This window comes from Polaribacter pacificus (genome assembly GCF_038024035.1).
Lineage (GTDB): Bacteria > Bacteroidota > Bacteroidia > Flavobacteriales > Flavobacteriaceae > Polaribacter > Polaribacter pacificus.
Map to the genome: position 1 here is coordinate 1979985 of NZ_CP150664.1, position 18355 is coordinate 1998339.

Sequence of the window (18355 nt, forward strand, 5' to 3'; positions counted from 1 at the left end):
TTAGATTACAATGAACATTCCATCAGAATTAAAGTACACCAAAGACCACGAATGGGTTAGAGTAGAAGGCGACACAGTAACTATTGGAATTACTGATTTTGCACAAAGTGAATTAGGGGACATCGTATATGTAGATGTTGACACATTAGACGATACTGTAGAAAAAGACGAAGTTTTCGGATCTGTAGAAGCTGTAAAAACAGTTTCAGATTTATTTATGCCAGTTACTGGAGAGGTTACTGAGTTTAACGAAGGTTTAGAAGATGAACCAGAATTAGTAAACAAAGATCCCTACGGAGCAGGATGGATGATTAAGGTGACTGTTTCTGATGCTTCTCAACTAGATGATTTATTAGATGCTGAAGCTTATACAAACCTTATACAAGGATAGGTTTATATATGTAGCCATTGCTGTTACATGTCTAATTGCTTTTTTAAGTTTAATCCAATTGGGTAAAGCCCCCATTTCGGTTTCACATGCAGACAAGTTTCAACATGCAATTGCGTATTGTACTCTGGGCTTTACTTGGATTTTGGCAATTAAAAAAGCACATCAAAATCTCAAAGTTAGGTATCTAATTGCAATCGCCTGTGTAATTTATGGCATACTTATTGAAGTCTTACAAGAAACCACAACAAGTTATCGGACTGCTAGCGTCCTTGATGTAGTAGCAAACGTGGTTGGAATTTGCATCGCTTTATTGCTTTTTAAGTTAATTTTTAAAAAAAATTAAGCGAAATAGTAAGAAGGCTTGCATAAGTCATAAGAATTTAATTAAATTAGCGAACTATTTAAAACAAACTAGGATGGAAATTAAAAAAAATCCAAAATCAAATCTTGAGAATTACTCTAAATTGTTTATTCAATTAGGTTTGGTTTTAGCACTTTTTGTGGTGTATGTATCAATGGAAAACAAAACTTACGACAAGCAAGTTGGATCGTTAGGTGATGTAACTATGGAAGATCTTTTAGAAGAGGATATTCCAATTACAGAGCGTGTTGAGCCAGAAATTCCAAAAGCAACACCTCCACCAGCACCAGAAGAAATTGAAGTTGTTGAAGATGAAAAAGAAGTTGAGGAAACTGTAATTGAAACTACTGAAACTGATGAAACTGAAGCAATTGAGGTTGAAGATATTGTAGAGGCAGAAATTGAGGAAGATATTCCAGAAGATGTACCTTTTAATATTATTGAAGAAGTTCCAGTTTTTCCAGGATGTTCTGGATCAAAACAAGAACTAACAGACTGTCTTAATGAAAAAATTAGAAGTCATGTTTTGAAAAAATTCAATAATGAATTGGCTGCAGATTTAGGTTTGCCTCCAGGGAAAAAGAAAATTTATGTTGTTTTCCGTATAGATCCTAAAGGAAACATTACAGAAATTAACGCAAGAGCTCCACACCCTAGATTAAAACAAGAAGCAATTAGAGTAGCAAAAACACTACCTAAAATGACTCCAGGTAAACAAAGAGGGAAACCAGTAGGGATGAGATACACCTTGCCAATCTCTTTTAACGTAGAGTAAAGAAAAATACACAAAAAAAAGAGCAACCGTGGTTGCTCTTTTTTTTTGCTCTAAAAACAGTTAAATTAGATTCTGTTTTTTAGTAGTGTTAAGCTCAGCTGTTTTAATAAAAAGAACGGTATTTATTTAGTATTTTTGTTGTACAAAAACAAAATAATGAGACTGGCCAACTATATAGATTCTACCTATTTAAAAACATCGAGTCAAGCAGGTGTTTCTTCTCAGGAAACACGAAATCTAGTTAGTGCTCTTGTTAATGAAGCAATTGAGTATCAATTTAAGGCGGTGATGATTCGATCTCAATTTATTCCTTTGGCAAAAAATTTGATTCAAGAAGCCAAATCTAAGGTACTTGTTGGAACAGTGGTTTGTTTTCATGAAGGCAACTGTACTGTTGATGAAAAACTAAAAGAGATTAAAGAAGCATTAGCTCTAGGGGCAGATGAAGTTGATGTTGTTGTTAATTACAAAGCCTTTAAAAATAATCAGATTGCATTGGTTAGTAATGAGCTTGTTCAGTGTACGCGCCTGGCTTTAGAGAGTGGTAAAGTCATAAAATGGATTATAGAAGTAGCTGCTTTGACAACAAGTGAGATTGCAGAAATCTCTAGTTTGATAAAAGATTTGGTGTTAGAAAAGTTTTCTTTAGCAGCAGTAGAAAGTGTTTTTGTAAAATCCTCAACAGGTTTTTATCATACTGTTGATGGAGTTCCAAATGGTGCAACGTTTACAAGTATTAGAACCATGGCAGAAAACGCAAAACCACTTAAAATTAAAGCAGCGGGCGGTATAAAAACCAAAGGAGATCTATTAAAAATGATTACTTTAGGGGTCGATAGAATCGGGACTTCATCAGCAAAGCAGCTGATAGAAGAAACTAAGCACAGTTCAAACTATTAAAAAATGGATTCATATTTTGCTCATGAAACAGCAGTGATAGACAAAGGGTGTATCATTGGTAAAGGAACAAAAATTTGGCATTTTAGTCATATCATGCCTGAGTGTACTATTGGCAATAATTGTAATATTGGTCAGAATGTAGTAGTGTCTCCTAAGGTTGTTTTAGGAAGCAACGTTAAGGTGCAGAATAATGTTTCTATTTATACAGGTGTTGTTTGTGAAGATGATGTCTTTTTAGGTCCCTCTATGGTGTTTACCAATGTGATCAATCCTAGGAGTGCGATTAATAGAAAAAATGAATATGTGGCGACCCGTGTTAAAAAAGGAGCGAGTATTGGCGCTAATGCAACGATTGTATGTGGACATGATATTGGAGAATATGCTTTTATTGGAGCGGGAGCAGTTGTTGTAAAAGAAGTGCTACCTTATGCCTTAGTCGTTGGAAATCCTTCAAAGCAAATCGGTTGGATTAGTGAGTATGGCCACCGACTCGTTTTTGATGAACAAAATTTGGCAGCATGCCCAGAAAGTGGAGATAAGTATCTACTTAAAAATAATCAGGTAACAAAAATTAAATAGCCCTCTTAATTGCTTTAGACAGATGAAAAAAAATATACTATTAGTAAGCTTGTTTTTGCCGTTTTTATTGATGGGACAGGTAGAGAAATTACCCGTTTTTAAAAGCTGTACAACTCAAGATTCTTTATCTCTTGAGGATTGTTTTTATGCAGAAACAAAAAAAGCATTTTTTAAAGAATTTAAAACGCCAAGCGTTCTAACAACTGATCGTTTTACTGGTGCAGTCACAGCTACTTTTGTGGTAACTACCGAAGGGAAATTTCGCTTAATTTATCTCAACTCACCTTATATAGAACTCAAAGAAGAGGTAGAAAGAAGCTTTCTTAGGATGGAATCTGTTGCGCCCGCAATGTACAACAACAATAAAGTAGAAATGCGCTTTCAACTTCCTTTGCAATTTCCTACTGAAAATGGAGGTAAAATTAGTGAATCAAAAAAAGCTGTTGAATCAAAAATTAAGCAGCCTAAAAGTGATTTAAGAAAAGTGATAGCTCAGGCTCGTGATGCGAGTGAATATAATGAACATAGAAGTCAATTAAACATTCCTTTTAATCATATCAAATATATAGATTACGATTATCAGCTTAACAAAGCATCCGAAACACATACAGCATTTAAACCTTATACTTATAGCTTTGTTAATGCGTATGTTGATCTTGATCAGGAAAAGCAAAAATTTTTAAAGCCCAATAAAAAAACGTGGTTAGGGAAAAAATTATGGAATGAACATTTGTTGTCTATTGAGGGAGATGGTTATTGGTTAAATATGGATGTCTTAGCTGATATTCAGTTAGGAAAAGCAAATAGAGGTAGTACATTTACATACAACAACACAAGAGTCTTAACTGTAAATGGAGGTTTGGGAGATAAATTTTCTTTTTCAACTACTTATTATGAAAGTCAAGGAAGATTTGCGGGTTATATTAATGATTATATAAGCAATCGCTCAGATACTTTTAAACCAGCTTTTTCAGAAGGTTTAGTGCCAGGAAGAGGCAAGGCAAAGGGTTTTGGTTCTGATGCGTATGATTATCCTGTAGCAGAAGGGTATTTGGCCTATACGCCTAATAAATTCTTGCAGTTTCAGTTTGGGAACGGAAAAAACTTTATCGGAGATGGGTATCGATCTTTATTGCTGTCTGATGCTACTGCACCGATGACCTATTTTAAAATGAACTTTTCTATTTGGAAGTTTAATTATACCAATCTATGGCTTTGGGGTACAGATGTTAGAGCACCAGTTGTGGTAAACAATGAACACGCTAGAAAATATGTAGCCATACATTATTTGAGCATCAATATTACGGATCGTTTAAATCTTGGCTTATTTGAGACCGCTGTTTCTAAAGGGGATCAAGGCTTTGATGTGGGCTATTTAAATCCCGTTATTTTTTACCGTTCTATAGAGTTTAATAGAGGAGAAGACTCTGGTAATGCCATGATTGGGTTGACGGCAAAATACAAGTTAAAAGAAAATATTCACTTATATTCTCAGCTTATTGTCGATGAATTTTCTTTTGGGAAAATCAGTGACTTAGGGTACTGGGGGAATAAATTTGGAGTTCAATTAGGTGCTAAATACTTTAATGCTTTTGATGTTGATGACTTATATCTTCAGGCAGAGTTTAACACAGTGAGACCCTATACTTATGCGCATAAAGACCCTGTTTTAAATTACGCAAATTACAGTCAGCCTCTTGGTCATTCTTGGGGAGCAAACTTCTGGGAAGCCCTAGTAATTGCTAATTATAAGTTTGATCGTTGGACTACCAGTGCAAAATTTATTTTAGGACAAAAAGGCTTTGATCCAGATGATACTATTAGTTACGGAGGTGACGTTTATAAGAGCTATGATACCCGTAGAGGAGATAATAATAATGAGTTAGGTCAAGGGAATAAAGCAACTATTTTTATTGCAGATTTACAGGCTCGTTATTTGTTAAACCCTTCAAATAATCTAAGTTTGTTTACCGGCCTGACAATCAGAAAATTTTCAGCAGAAACAACTACACCTAATTTTGAAAGCTCAAACGATGTTTGGTTTACACTTGGTATTAAGGCTGATTTGTTTAACTGGTATTTTGATTTTTAAGATAAAATCATAAAAATTTCTTAAAAAGAATAACTTATCCAAAAAACTTGTATATTTGTTACGTGGTGTAAAAACCACTTTCTTTTTCATAGCAATTTTCCCACTCTTTCTTAAGAGTGGGTTTTTTTTGTGATCAAAATTTAGGCATAAAAAAAAGTCTTAACAAAAATGTTAAGACTTCTTTAGTACTCAAGATGGGATTTGAACCCATACGGACCTTACAGTCCACTGGATTTTAAGTCCAGCGTGTCTACCAATTCCACCACTTGAGCATTGGTATCTATTCTATAGAGCGAAAGACGGGATTTGAACCCCTGCCTGCCGGCAGGCAGGCGCGACCTTGGTCGCTCTATTAATTCCAAACACAAATTTCTAAATGAAATTCTATTTGTAAGTAGAGCGAAAGACGGGATTTGAACCCGCGACCCCCACCTTGGCAAGGTGATGCTCTACCCCTGAGCTACTTTCGCAGTCATTCGTGAATGAACGTGCATGTCTTTCAATGCGGGTGCAAAGTTAATACAAAAAAGGAATTGACAAAGGTTTTTTTAAAAAAAAATCAAATCATTAATCAGTTGTTATTTATCTCTTAAAAATCATAGAGATTCGTGAATAATAAAATATCTTTGCAAAATAATTGAGCAGATAAAAATGAGTGCTATTTCGTCTATAGAGAAAAAATCTTCCTTAAAAAGTTTTTTGACAGATTTAAAGCAACTTACCAAAGTAGGTTTGTCTCTTAGCGTTGTCTTTTCTTCTGTTGCAGGTTACTTACTTGCAGCCGATATTGTATCGCTCAATATCTTAGTAATTCTTTCTATAGGTGGTTTTTTTATGGTTGGTGCATCTAACGCATTCAATCAAGTAATAGAAAAGCAAACAGATGCTTTGATGAAGAGAACAATGAACAGGCCTCTTCCTACAGGACGAATGCATGTGAACACAGCACTTACAATTGCTATTATTTTTACCATTGCTGGTATCGGGCTACTTTATTCAATTAATGCTAAAACAGCTTTGTTTGGAGCCATATCAATTTTTTTATACACCAGTGCTTATACTCCTTTAAAATCAGTTACACCTTTAGCAGTATTTGTTGGAGCTATACCAGGAGCCATTCCATTTATGTTGGGTTGGGTTGCTGCGACGGGACAGTTTGGAATCGAAGCAGGTTTTTTATTTTTGATTCAATTCTTCTGGCAGTTTCCACATTTTTGGGCGATTGGCTGGTTGCAATTTGAAGAATATAAAAAGGCAGGATTCAATATGCTGCCAATGAATACAAAAGATAAGGGTGCAATAAAGCAAATTATTTTTTACACCATCGTAATGATTTTAGTTTCTATTGCTCCTGTATTAAAGGTAACGGGAACTTTTTATATTTACCCACTTACTGCTGTAATTATTGCTTTGGCAGGGTTTGTAATGTTGTATTATGCAGTACAACTCTATAAAACTATGTCAAATACTGAGGCCAGAAAATTAATGTTGTCAAGTGTATTGTATATTACTCTTGTTCAAATTATATATGTTGTAGATAAATTTTTACATTAACAAAGATGAAAGAAAACACGTTACAATCAGAGTTAACGACAGCTAAAAGAAAATCAGCGAAACCCATGTTATGGGTCTCAATGATTAGTATGACCATGTTTTTTGCAGGTTTAACCAGTGCTTATGTTGTAAGTCAAAAAAGAGAAGATTGGGTAACTTTTGATTTACCAAGTTCTTTTTTTATCAGTACAATCTTAATTGTATTAAGTAGTATTACCTTGATTTTAACTCAGCGATTTATTAAAAAGAATAACAAAAGCTTAAGCAATCTTTTGATTTTAGCTACTCTAGGTTTGGGAATTGGTTTTATTTATTATCAATATGAGGGCTTTAATCAGCTAAAAAGTGTTGGCTTGTTTTTTACTGGACCAGATAGTACAGTATCGACATCTTTTATAATTGGAATCACATTTATGCACGTTTTACACCTATTAGCAGGGATAATTGTACTGCTAGTAGTTATTTATAATCATTTTAAATCTAAGTACAATGCAACGGAAATGCTTGGTTTTGAGCTAGGTGCTATATTTTGGCACTTTGTAGGTGTATTATGGATTTATCTATTTTTCTTTTTCTATTTCATTAGATGATGAAAATTATGTAATTTTGGCAAACTATATTAACAACAACAAACTATAGAGATTTATGGAAGCAACGATTGCTGTAAATTCTGAAAACAAAGAAACTTGGAGCGGAGGAGGAGTTCAACCTTTTGGAGCTAGTTATGGAAAAATGATGATGTGGTTTTTTATCGTATCTGATGCTTTAACTTTTTCTGGATTTTTAGCCGCTTACGGATTAACAAGATTTAAATTTATCGATTCTTGGCCAATTGCGGATGAGGTGTTTACTCACTTCCCGTTTTTACATGGTGTACATGCACCAATGTATTATGTGGCTTTGATGACATTTATTTTGATTTTTTCATCTGTAACCATGGTATTGGCAGTTGATGCTGGTCACCAAATGAAGAAAAAACAAGTAACTTGGTATATGTTATTTACCATTATTGGAGGTTTAATCTTCTTAGGTTCTCAAGCCTGGGAATGGAAAAACTTTATTGGAGGTTCTTACGGAGCTGTACAAACTACAGATGGAAAAATTTTACAATTTGTAAAAGATGGACATCAAATCGCTTTAGCAGATTTTGTTGTTGGGGATGCAGGAGAACGAGTTACCCATACTAGAGAAAATGGTTTGTGGTTTGAGGGCGAAAGCGCTTTACCTAACTATTCTTTAGATCAAGTAGTAAGTTCTTATACTCATAACTCAGACATTTTAATCAGAACAGAGTTGATAGATCCTGCTACCAAGAAAAAAACAATTTTAAGTAGAGAAGAAGGAGCTCGATATTTAGCCAACGCAAAACAAGTTGTTGAGGGAGCTAATTTAAAGTTCAATGAATATGGAAATCCAATCTTTGCTGATTTCTTTTTCTTTATTACAGGATTTCACGGATTTCACGTATTCTCAGGGGTAATTATCAATATCATTATTTTCTTTAATGTTATTTTAGGTACTTACGAAAGAAGAGGACATTATGAAATGGTAGAAAAAGTAGGTTTGTATTGGCACTTTGTAGATTTAGTTTGGGTATTTGTATTCACATTCTTCTACTTAGTATAATTATAAAAAATATAAAAAATGGCACACGCTCACGAATCAAATACAAAGAGAATCTGGAAAGTTTTTGGTTTTTTATCATTAATTACCTTAGTCGAGGTTGCATTTGGTATTATTAGACCTCATTCATTGGTTTTTACAAATTTTTTAGGAACCAATCTGTTAAACTGGCTCTTTATCATTTTAACCTTGGTTAAAGCCTATGGAATTGCATGGACTTTTATGCACTTAGAAGGAGAGAAAACATGGTTTAGACGTTCAATCGTTTGGACAGCAGTATTTTTAATATGTTATTTAATTACCTTATTATTACTAGAAGGAGGATATATCTTTGATGTATTGTCGCCTTTGGTAAAATGGAATTATTAATATAGATTTATAGATATAAGGTGGTTTTTACCACCTTTTTTTTTGCATTATGAAAAATATATTTACCAAAAAAACCATTGTTTTATTAGCTTTATTTATAGGGCCTTTATTGTTTTATATTTTTTTGTCATTAGGGATTTATCAGTATGCTAATTTACCGATCCTAACAAGCAAAGTAGAAAATATAAAAGGTAACGAGACTTTTAAGGGGCATTTTTCTGTGGTTAGTTTTTTAGGTGCCAATCCAAGCAACTCAAAAAGTGGTTTGTTTAATCTTAACGAGGTAATTTACAAACGTTTTAAATCGAGTAAATATTTTCAAGCTGTATTGATCATTCCTCAGGGTGCTGATGCCGAAGTGGAAGCCTTAAAAAAGAAATTGAAAACCTATACAGATATTAGTCAGTGGAAATTTGTTACCATGACGAATGAAGAGATTCAAGAAGTTTTTAACAGTTTTGATTCTCCTTATCAATTAAATGAGCAAATGAGTTCTGATTATGTTTTTATTATTGATAGAGAGCTGCGTTTGCGCGGAAGAAATGATGATGAAGATACTGATGGTGGTAAACTCTACGGATACAATATGACCAAGGTTGCAGATTTAAAAAATAAAATGAAAAAGGATTTGGAAATTATCTATTACCAACTCAAAAAATCTATAGAAAAAGAACAACGATTTCAACGTAAAAAATAAGTATCATGAATAAAAAATATTCTTACATAGGGATTTCTTTTGTGATTTTAATTTTTGGAATATATGTAGTTCCAAAAGTTGTCAAACGCTTTGAAAAAGCAGATTTAGTCGCTTTTAATAAGGTACCTGATTTTTCATTTGTCAATCAGTATGGTAAAACCATTACTAATAAGGATTATGAAGAAAAAGTATATGTTGTAGAATTTTTCTTTACAACCTGTCCTTCTATTTGCCCTATTATGAATGAAAAAATGCTTACCATACAAGATGCCTTTTATGGGAACCCTGGATTTGGTATCGCATCATTTTCTATTACTCCAGATATTGATAGCCCAGAAGTTTTAGCAGCATATGCTAAGAGCCATAACATTACAAGTAAAAATTGGAACTTACTAACAGGGAACTCAGAAGAAATTGTATATGCCTTGGCAAATCAAGGGTTTAAATTATATGCAGGAAGAGGAGATGAGGATCACGGAGGTTTTGAGCATTCTGGTTTGTTTGCTTTAATTGACAAGGATGGTGTTATTCGTTCTAGAAAAGACGAACATGGAAACCCTATTATGTACTATAGAGCACTTGAAGAGAATGGTTTTCCAGATCAAATAAAAGAACTTAAAGAAGATATAAAACTATTATTAGATGAGTAATTTGGTTAATGCAAAAGAAAAAAAATACAACAGAATCATACGTGTATTGTCTGTTGTTATTCCTTTAGCTGTAGCTGCACTTTTTGGTGTTAATTTAAGAGATTTGGGGTTTGATGTAGAGCCACTATCATTTTTACCACCTATTTACGCAACAATTAATGGTGTTACGGCTCTGTTACTGATTGCTGCAGTGATTGCCATTAAAAAAGGGAACCGGGTGGCTCATGAGCGCTTTAATACAACCGCGATTGTTTGTTCTGTACTTTTTTTATTGATGTACATCGCCTATCACATGACATCAGATTCAACAAAATTTGGCGGAGAAGGACTTATTAAGTACGTCTATTATTTTATTCTGATTAGTCATATCATTTTGTCAATAGTTGTAATACCGTTTGTATTACTTACTTTTGTTAGAGCTAAACTCGGCAAGTTTTCTGCCCATAAAAAAATAGCTAAAATTACATTTCCTCTTTGGCTTTATGTAGCCATTACAGGAGTTGTTGTTTATCTTTTAATAGCACCGTATTATGCATAAAATAAAAAAAACGCTGTTCTTTTTACTTGTGTTTCTTACACTAGATCCTATACATGCACAGTGTGCTATGTGTAAAGCAGTAGTAGAAAATGGAGGTGAACCTATGGCAGAAGGAATTAACTCTGGAATCACTTATTTAATGGCTTTTCCATACATATTGGTTGCTATTCTAGCCTATTCTTTATATCGTTATAAGAAGCGTGTCAAAAATTAACATTTCAATAAGAAACATTTCTTGTAACATATTCTACTTTTGGTCGTCATATAAGAAACGTCTATCAAATTGATGTTCACTTTTAGTCTATTGTGTTCGGAATCAGACAGTTTTATACAAAACATATTGAGTTAAATACTTGTAAAACAGTCATTTGCGATTGTTTTTGTTTTTAGCACAAAACTTGTATCATAAATAAATGAAATACTATAGAACAATTAAAATCTATTCATGAAAACTAACATTGCCGTTATTTTAAGTCTTTTTGCTTTTTCATTCGCTAATTATGCACAAAAGCAGTGGACATTACAAGAAAGTGTTAATTATGCACTAGAGCATAATATAACTATCAAACAGAATCAATTAAATTTAGAATCTCTTAAAGAAGATGTCGTTGGCTCAAAATGGAGTTTTTACCCAAATTTAAATGCATCATCAGGAGCTAATCTAAATTTCGGATCTACTATTGATCCAGTTAGTAACGGTAGAATTTCTTCTACAAGCTTTAGTTCTTCTTATAATCTATCCAGTGGTATAACTGTGTTTAATGGATTCCGATTGCTAAACTCTTACAAGCTTTCTCAATTGGGAGTAGAAGCAAGTAAGTTGGATTTGCAACAAATTAAAGACGATACCTCTTTAAATGTGGTAAACTCATATTTAAACATTTTGTTTGCGAAAGAAAATTTAGATGTTGCTAAGACTCAAGCAGAAATAAGTAAAAAACAAATTGAAGTAGTTACTAGTCAAGTTGATGCTGGAGCTAAACCTCAAGGTGAGTTGCTAAATGCAAAATCTACACATGCTAGTGATATTCAAAATGTGATTGCATCAGAAAACACTTTAAATTTAGCGCTATTGCAATTGGCTCAATTGCTTCAGATAGATCCTAATAATTTTGATATTGCACCTATAGAGGTGGGAGCGCCTACTGCAGCTTTAATGTTTAACAGCCCAAATGACATTTATGCAAACGCTGTTTTAAACCGACCAGAGATTATCAAAGAGAAGTACAATATCGAACGTTCTGAGTTAAACATTGAGATCGCAAAAAGTGGTTTTTTACCATCTGTATCAGCAAGTGCTAGTGCCGGAACTAATTACAGTCATCGTTTTACCCTTTTTCAAGGGCAGCAAAACGATTTCTTTTTTAATCAACTAAATAACAATTTTGGTTATGGAATTGGACTTTCTGTAAATGTTCCAATTTTTAACAGATACCAAAACAAAGTAAATGTAAACAAAGCTAAAATCAACAAAGAGAAAAGTGAGCTTTCATTAGAAAGTGCTAAATTGAGTTTACAGCAGTCTATACAAAGAGCTTTTTTAGATGCTAAAGCAGCATTAAAAAGTTATGAAGCAGCTAAATCATCTTTAATTGCTCAAGAAGAAGCGTTTAAAAATGCACAAGAGCGATATAATTTTGGAGCAATGACTTTGTTTGATTTTGATCAGGTTCGCAACAGATATGTAAGCGCTGAATCAACGTTGATTAGAGAAAAATACAATTATGTATTTAAAACCAAAGTTCTTAAATTTTACAATGGAGAATCAGTTTTAGATTAATCTGAAGCAACATCATATATTATAAAAAAACCTTGAGTTACAAACTCAAGGTTTTTTTATGGCTTAATTTGATTGCTGTTTAAGTTTTCTAAGACCAGGTCTTTTATCTTTTTATCTAAGTATGAAATAGCACTGTAGCTGGTGTGCTCTAAAATAATTACCACCAAATCATCTTCTGGGTATTGAGTAATCCCTGTGCTAAAGCCATTCCATTTTCCGTAGTGATAGATTATTTTTTGGTCATTTTTTTCATCAATACGGAATCCAAAACCATAAGGGATTTTTTTCCCGTACTTGGTTTCTCCTTTGGTATACATTAAATCCAAAGATTCTTTTGAGATAATAGCTCCTTGATTAAGTGCCAATATCCATTTTAAAAGGTCTTCAGTGGTCGCATAGATGTTTTTATCACCTACAACAGCATCATTTACCGTTCCATTTATTTTAAGGTGTCTCCAGCCTTTATACAAACGATACCCGGTTAATTGATTAGATCTTATAGAATCATTTTCAAAACTATACACAAAAGACTTGGACATTTGTAAGGGGTCAAAAATACTGGATTTGATAAAGTTGGCAAAAGGCAGATCTGTCACTTTTTCTATTATGGAAGCCAAAACAAAATAACCGGTATTTGAATAATCAAATCGTCGACCTGGAGAAAAATATTTAGTAGCTAAGCTGGTCTCAAGCAGCTGCATCATTTCTAAGTTGGTGGGTGCTTTTTCTTTTTCCCATTCATGTTCTGCTACCCAAAAATATTTAGGAAGTCCAGCAGTGTGGTTTAATAAGTTTTTAATGGTTATCTGTTTGAAAGGAAAATTGGGAAAGTATTTGGTAACAGTATCGTTTAGTTGTAGTTGATTACGCTCTTTTAAAATCATGATTGCAGCTGCAGTAAACTGTTTGCTTACAGACGCCAATTGAAAAGCAGAATTTTCTGTTAAGGGTTTCTTTTTTTGAAAATCAGCAAAACCTATTTGGTTTTGATAGGCTAATTTTCCATTTTTTGCAACTAAGATAGATCCATGAAAATCATTTCTCTTGTTTATTCTCTTAAGTAATGAGTCTAACTTGTGTTTTAGCTTAGCAGTTTCACTTCTAGAAAATCTTTCGATGCGGAATACCTTTTCTTCTACGACGGAGTCTTTTTTTTCTTCTTTTATTACCACATCATTTAGAGACGCCGCTGGAGTTCCTTTAAGCATAAAAAAGCTAAAAAGGAGCAAGCAGAAACCAAAAAAGTATTTAATAATATTTTTCAAAATGGGTTTTCGAAATCAGAATATGGTCTTAAAAGTATAAAGACTTTTTCAATTATCATAACCTTTTCTTTACAGGACTTGTAATCGAATCATTATGTTCTTTTTAATACATACTGTATCTTTGCAAAAAAGAATCCATTGGCCTATATCTTAAACATAGAAACAGCGACTAAAAACTGCTCGGTAAGCCTTGCTTTTGAAGGAAAATCACTCGCAATTAAAGAAATGAATAATGGCGGGTATTCACATGCAGAACTTCTACATAAATTTATAGAAGAAGTTTTAGAAGAAGCAGGGAAAACTATTGATCAAGTTCAGGCCGTTGCTGTAAGTAAAGGGCCTGGCTCATACACTGGTCTGAGAATTGGTGTTTCAGCAGCCAAAGGGTTGTGCTTTTCGCAGGATATTCCATTAATTTCTATAGAAACGCTAAGTTCATTGGCTAGTACTATTACTTTAGATGAAGGTGTCATTGTTCCGATGCTGGACGCTCGAAGAATGGAGGTATATTCTGCCGTATTTTCTTCTAATTACTCACAAGTTAGAGCTACTGAGGCGCAAATTATCGATGAAAATTCTTTTGAGGATTATTTTGAAAAAGGGAAGGTCTATTTTTTAGGTGATGGAGCGGCAAAATGTAAGGACTTACTTACTCATAAGAATGCAGTATATCTAGAGGACAAGTTTCCGTCAGCTAAAGAGATGTGTTCTTTATCATATGCTAAATATCAAAATAATGATTTTGAAGATGTTGCTTATTTTGAACCTTTTTACTTAAAAGATTTTGTTGCAGTTCCTCAAAAAAAGAAATTATAATTGATTGTAAAAGCTTAATATTCTAAGCAGATCTCTTTCTTTTTTGATGTTTAATTTTTCTTTTTTAATATAGCTGTCTACGTCTTTAGCAGCATCGCCAAATAGCTTGATAAAATCTTTTTTTCTTCTGGGAACTTCTTGAGCAAGATCACTGCCATCAAAATTAATAAAGAAAGCATCTGATTCTCTCTTAAATTTTGCAGGAGTGTAAGTGCTATAACCAGTTTTTGGTTTAACAGCCTCTGTTTTACTAACCTCTTCTCTAATTAACAAGTTTGATTTTTGATTGATGGTAAGCAGTCTAAAAAAACCATAAACGACTTCTTTCTTTTTTCGAAATTGAAAGGCCTTATAAAGTTTAGAAGAACCTAATAATTGCACTTCATATGGGTACTCTTTAGAAGGTAAAAAATATTGAACCTTTCCATTTCTAAGCACCTCCATATAATCGCCATACCCATTGTATTTAATAGAAAGTATTACGTCTTTAAAATTAGAAATACTACCTCTTTCATAATCGTCCTGAATATAGGGAGACCCTTTGATCGTGGTGTCGTAATTAGCAAAAGTTTTGATCGAGTTGGTGTTGGTCAAATGATTAAAATTGTCAATATCTTGACCCATTAATAATCCAACCTGAAACAGTACAAAGAGCTTAATTATAGTTTTCATCAGTGTTCTTTTTTGTTAAATATACTCAAAAATAATGCCGAAACCTAAAAGGCAAAGGGCCTAACCAAGACTATTTCCTAATCTCAACTTGATGAGGATACGGAATTTCAATGCCTGCTTTATCTAGTGCTTCTTTTGTTTGTTCAAGTACTTCTGTATATACCGTCCAATAATTTGCTGTTTTGGTCCAAGAACGCACAGCAAAGTTAATTGAGCTATCAGCCAATTCAGTAAGGATAATTACAGGAGCTGGGTCTTTTAAAATTAATGGGTGATTGTTAACGATTGCTGCAAAAACTGCTTTGGTTTCTTTAATATCGGCATCGTAAGACACTCCAAATTTAAGATCAACACGTCTTTTTTCTTCTGTTGAATAATTTACAATACTACTGTTTGATAAAGCACCATTCGGGATGATCACTTCTTTATTGTCTACCGTGTTTAGCTTAGTAGTAAAAATTTCTATGCTCTTAACAACTCCTTCTTCTCCTTGAGCTTTGATATAATCACCAATTTTAAAAGGTTTAAAGATCATGATTAATGCACCTCCAGCAAAGTTAGCTAATGAGCCTTGTAAAGCCAAGCCTACTGCCAAACCAGCAGCACCAATGATAGCCACAAAAGAAGTTGTAGGAACACCTAGTTTTGTAATAACAGTTATAATCAATAAAGCCTTTAAAATCCAACCTAACAAATCACTTAAAAACTTTTTTAAGGTCACATCCACATTGGCTTTTGTCATTAATTTTTTTGACAAACGGATAATGAGATTAATAAAGAAAAGGCCAAACAGTAAAATAGCCAAGGCCATAATGACATCTGGTGCGTATTTAACTAAAAGTTCTGTTGCTTTGTCTAGGTATTTGTTCATATAGCTTGTTTTAAATAAAATAATAAATAATTACTGCAAAAATAGCGGGAATAGATTGAAAATAAAAGAGACGTATCTTTTTTGTTGAGTAGGCGCCGTAGATTCCTGCAACAATTACACAATATAAAAAGAACAGGCTGTTGTCTGTGTTGTTAGAAATAACAGACCAAAGCAAACCAGCACTTAAAAACCCATTGTACAAGCCTTGATTGGCGGCTAATACTTTAGTCTCTTGGGCAAAGGCCTTGTCTTTAAGTCCAAAAGCTTTGATTCCTTTAGGTTGGGTCCAGAAAAACATCTCGAGCACCAAAAAGTATAAATGTTCAAGAGCAACAAAGAGTACTAAAATGCTAAATAAAAGGCTCATATCTTATGCTTTTTTAAGTTGTTCAAAAACCTTGTCTAAAGAATCTGTAGGCAAAGAACAACGGTTGTTTTGACATAGGTAAATATAAGTTTTATCTGCTACATATCTATTTTTTAGCAAGTCTAATTGGCTTTTAATACGACTGGCACAAACCAGTTTGTTTGGAATATACTCCTTCTGAAGTTTTCTTAATTCTTGCTCAGCGTGATCTCCACTGATTGCAATTTCAAAATAATCACCTGTAAAATTAGCATATAAATCTAACCAGTTAGAATAACCAGAGCCATAATTTTCTATAGATTTTGTCATGGTGTGTAGCATCTGCTGACTGACTTTTAAATAATAAGCGTTGCTAAAATAATGGCTTAAAACAAAGAGGTTTTTAGCCATAATAGAATTTGAAGAAGGAAGAACATTGTCTTCCGTTTCAAAATTTTTGGCAATTAAAGGCTCTTGTTGGGTAGAGGTAAAATAAAACATTTGAGAGTCTTGATCATAAAACTGGTCAAAACATACATCTGTTAGATTTTTTGACAGCCAGAGCCATTGCTCATCAAGACTAACTTGATATAAGCAAATATAAGCCTCTATGAGTGTTGCATAATCTTCTAAAAAAGCTGTAATACTTGCTTTTTCACCTTTGTAATTTCGATACAAAGTGCCATCTTCTTTGATCATTTTTAGCTGTATAAAGCGCGCGTTTTGAAGAGCAATTTCTAAATAATGTGGATCCTCCAGGGCTTTATATGCATCTAAATATCCCTTTAACATAAGTGCATTCCACGAACATAAAATTTTATCATCCAGTCGAGGAGCAGATCTTAAATTTCTTCTCTCTAGGAGAATTTTTTTCCATTTTTTTACGCTGTGCTTTAACTGAGCTATAGAAATATCGTGTGCTTTTGAAAAGGCATCGTCAGAAAGCGTTCTAATCAGATGGTAGTTGTTTTCTTCCCAATATCCGTAGCTATTTACATTGTAATAGGCCGCAAAAAGAATATAGTCTTCTTGTAAACATTCCTGAAGCTCTTTTGTAGTCCATACATAATAAGCACCCTCTTTTAGTTGGTTGCCTTGTGTTAAGCTATCTGCATCTAAGGAGGCATAAAAACCTCCGTTGTCATCTAAAAGTTCTCTTTCTACAAATTCTAAAGTGCTGATAATGGTCTCTTTGTAAAGCTCTTCTTTGCTAGCAAGATAGGCATCGGCATACAAGCTTACCAATTGACCGTTGTCATAAAGCATTTTTTCAAAATGAGGAATATGCCATTTTGCATCAACCGAGTACCGAGAAAAACCACCACCAACTTGATCAAAAAGCCCGCCAAAAGCCATTTGAGTTAAGGTTGTATGGACATAATTACCAATATTTTTGTCTTGAAATTGATAGGCATATCTTAGTAAAAAATGATAATTATTTGGCATCGGAAATTTAGGTGCTTTTAGGTAGCCCCCTAAATCTTCATCAAAATACAAGCTCCACTTTTTAACCGTACGCTCTAAGAACTCTGTGTTAAAATCTATAGCATCATCGTTGCTCTGAACCAAGTTTGTTTGATGAATGCCTTCTGTTAATTTTTCTGCATACTCAAGAACTTTTTCTGGGTCATTTAAATACAATTCTCCAATTTGAGTCAAAGTAGTTTTCCATTCTTCGGGTTTAAAATAGATGCCACCCCACACAGGTTTTCCATTAGGTAGGGCAATGCAGTTTAAAGGCCAACCACCATTCCCAGTCATTAATTGTACCGCAGTCATATAGAGTTGATCAACATCAGGTCGTTCTTCACGATCAACTTTAATATTGATAAAATAATGATTCATTATTGCAGCAACAGTTTCATCTTCAAAACTTTCGTGCTCCATTACATGGCACCAGTGACAAGCGGCATAGCCTATAGAAATTAAAAGTAGTTTTTTCTCTTTTCTCGCTAAGGCCAGCGTAGCTTCATTCCAAGGGTGCCAGTTTACAGGATTGTGAGCATGCTGCAAGAGATAAGGACTGGTTTCATTGATAAGTTTGTTGGTGTGCTGATGCTGGGTCATGCCTTTTTT

At 33.6% G+C, this 18355-nt stretch carries 21 protein-coding genes and 2 tRNA genes; 16 read left to right on the forward strand and 7 right to left on the reverse strand.

Annotated features, from left to right (window positions below; translation table 11 throughout):
* Window positions 1–10: 10 nt before the first annotated feature.
* From gcvH to WHC90_RS08965, 6 genes are all read left to right on the forward strand, one after another.
* A complete protein-coding gene (gcvH, locus tag WHC90_RS08940; protein WP_188598134.1) occupies window positions 11–391 on the forward strand; it encodes a glycine cleavage system protein GcvH in 381 nt (126 codons plus the stop codon).
* Complete coding sequence (locus tag WHC90_RS08945) at window positions 357–734, forward strand: VanZ family protein (protein ID WP_188598135.1); 378 nt, start codon at window positions 357–359, stop codon at window positions 732–734. Before gcvH ends, WHC90_RS08945 begins: the two co-directional genes overlap by 35 nt.
* Window positions 735–807: 73 nt before the next feature.
* Entirely contained in the window at window positions 808–1527 is a 720-nt protein-coding gene (locus tag WHC90_RS08950; RefSeq protein WP_188598136.1) for an energy transducer TonB, read from the forward strand.
* Between the two features lie 156 nt (window positions 1528–1683).
* The gene (gene deoC, locus WHC90_RS08955) at window positions 1684–2427 is read left to right on the forward strand and encodes a deoxyribose-phosphate aldolase (protein ID WP_188598137.1); all 744 of its coding nucleotides are present in this window, start codon (window positions 1684–1686) and stop codon (window positions 2425–2427) included.
* A gap of 3 nt (window positions 2428–2430) precedes the next feature.
* On the forward strand, window positions 2431–3006 hold the full coding sequence (locus tag WHC90_RS08960) for an acyltransferase (RefSeq protein WP_188598138.1): 576 nt from the start codon (window positions 2431–2433) through the stop codon (window positions 3004–3006).
* A gap of 22 nt (window positions 3007–3028) precedes the next feature.
* Complete coding sequence (locus WHC90_RS08965; protein WP_188598139.1) at window positions 3029–5098, forward strand: gliding motility protein RemB; 2070 nt, start codon at window positions 3029–3031, stop codon at window positions 5096–5098.
* A 186-nt stretch (window positions 5099–5284) separates the two neighbouring features.
* Here the strand turns inward: WHC90_RS08965 and WHC90_RS08970 are convergent.
* A tRNA-Leu gene (locus WHC90_RS08970) sits at window positions 5285–5370 on the reverse strand.
* A gap of 126 nt (window positions 5371–5496) precedes the next feature.
* Window positions 5497–5568: transfer RNA gene (locus WHC90_RS08975), tRNA-Gly, on the reverse strand.
* 181 nt (window positions 5569–5749) lie between these two features.
* Between WHC90_RS08975 and cyoE the strand changes: the two genes are divergently transcribed.
* From cyoE to WHC90_RS09020, 9 genes are all read left to right on the forward strand, one after another.
* Window positions 5750–6652, forward strand: a complete 903-nt coding sequence (cyoE, locus tag WHC90_RS08980; protein ID WP_188598140.1) for a heme o synthase — start codon at window positions 5750–5752, stop codon at window positions 6650–6652.
* 5 nt (window positions 6653–6657) lie between these two features.
* The gene (locus WHC90_RS08985; protein ID WP_188598141.1) at window positions 6658–7242 is read left to right on the forward strand and encodes a cytochrome c oxidase subunit 3; all 585 of its coding nucleotides are present in this window, start codon (window positions 6658–6660) and stop codon (window positions 7240–7242) included.
* Between the two features lie 55 nt (window positions 7243–7297).
* A complete protein-coding gene (locus tag WHC90_RS08990) occupies window positions 7298–8278 on the forward strand; it encodes a cytochrome c oxidase subunit 3 (RefSeq protein WP_188598142.1) in 981 nt (326 codons plus the stop codon).
* Between the two features lie 18 nt (window positions 8279–8296).
* The gene (locus tag WHC90_RS08995) at window positions 8297–8644 is read left to right on the forward strand and encodes a cytochrome C oxidase subunit IV family protein (RefSeq protein WP_188598143.1); all 348 of its coding nucleotides are present in this window, start codon (window positions 8297–8299) and stop codon (window positions 8642–8644) included.
* Between the two features lie 49 nt (window positions 8645–8693).
* Entirely contained in the window at window positions 8694–9341 is a 648-nt protein-coding gene (locus WHC90_RS09000) for a hypothetical protein (RefSeq protein ID WP_188598144.1), read from the forward strand.
* Window positions 9342–9346: 5 nt separating this feature from the next.
* A complete protein-coding gene (locus WHC90_RS09005) occupies window positions 9347–9991 on the forward strand; it encodes an SCO family protein (protein WP_188598145.1) in 645 nt (214 codons plus the stop codon).
* Window positions 9984–10529 carry a DUF420 domain-containing protein gene (locus WHC90_RS09010; protein ID WP_188598146.1) on the forward strand — a complete coding sequence of 182 codons (546 nt, stop codon included), beginning with the start codon at window positions 9984–9986 and terminating at the stop codon, window positions 10527–10529. The genes WHC90_RS09005 and WHC90_RS09010 overlap by 8 nt, the downstream gene beginning before the upstream one ends.
* The gene (locus WHC90_RS09015; RefSeq protein ID WP_188598147.1) at window positions 10522–10743 is read left to right on the forward strand and encodes a hypothetical protein; all 222 of its coding nucleotides are present in this window, start codon (window positions 10522–10524) and stop codon (window positions 10741–10743) included. Before WHC90_RS09010 ends, WHC90_RS09015 begins: the two co-directional genes overlap by 8 nt.
* Before the next feature lie 231 nt (window positions 10744–10974).
* Window positions 10975–12309 carry a TolC family protein gene (locus tag WHC90_RS09020; protein ID WP_188598148.1) on the forward strand — a complete coding sequence of 445 codons (1335 nt, stop codon included), beginning with the start codon at window positions 10975–10977 and terminating at the stop codon, window positions 12307–12309.
* A gap of 56 nt (window positions 12310–12365) precedes the next feature.
* Here the strand turns inward: WHC90_RS09020 and WHC90_RS09025 are convergent, their stop codons facing one another.
* Window positions 12366–13574 (reverse strand): serine hydrolase domain-containing protein, encoded by a 1209-nt coding sequence (locus tag WHC90_RS09025; protein ID WP_229664897.1) that lies wholly within the window; start codon window positions 13572–13574, stop codon window positions 12366–12368.
* A gap of 138 nt (window positions 13575–13712) precedes the next feature.
* Between WHC90_RS09025 and tsaB the strand changes: the two genes are divergently transcribed.
* Window positions 13713–14390 carry a tRNA (adenosine(37)-N6)-threonylcarbamoyltransferase complex dimerization subunit type 1 TsaB gene (tsaB, locus tag WHC90_RS09030; protein ID WP_188598150.1) on the forward strand — a complete coding sequence of 226 codons (678 nt, stop codon included), beginning with the start codon at window positions 13713–13715 and terminating at the stop codon, window positions 14388–14390.
* On the opposite strand, the gene WHC90_RS09035 is transcribed toward tsaB, so the two are convergent.
* The 4 genes from WHC90_RS09035 to WHC90_RS09050 form a co-directional block, all read right to left on the reverse strand.
* Entirely contained in the window at window positions 14385–15062 is a 678-nt protein-coding gene (locus WHC90_RS09035; protein ID WP_188598151.1) for a hypothetical protein, read from the reverse strand. The genes tsaB and WHC90_RS09035 overlap by 6 nt on opposite strands.
* Window positions 15063–15132: 70 nt before the next feature.
* The gene (locus WHC90_RS09040; RefSeq protein ID WP_188598152.1) at window positions 15133–15933 is read right to left on the reverse strand and encodes a mechanosensitive ion channel family protein; all 801 of its coding nucleotides are present in this window, start codon (window positions 15931–15933) and stop codon (window positions 15133–15135) included.
* Window positions 15934–15943: 10 nt separating this feature from the next.
* Window positions 15944–16300, reverse strand: a complete 357-nt coding sequence (locus tag WHC90_RS09045) for a DUF1304 domain-containing protein (RefSeq protein ID WP_188598153.1) — start codon at window positions 16298–16300, stop codon at window positions 15944–15946.
* A gap of 3 nt (window positions 16301–16303) precedes the next feature.
* Window positions 16304–18346 (reverse strand): thioredoxin domain-containing protein, encoded by a 2043-nt coding sequence (locus WHC90_RS09050; protein ID WP_188598154.1) that lies wholly within the window; start codon window positions 18344–18346, stop codon window positions 16304–16306.
* Window positions 18347–18355 lie beyond the last annotated feature (9 nt).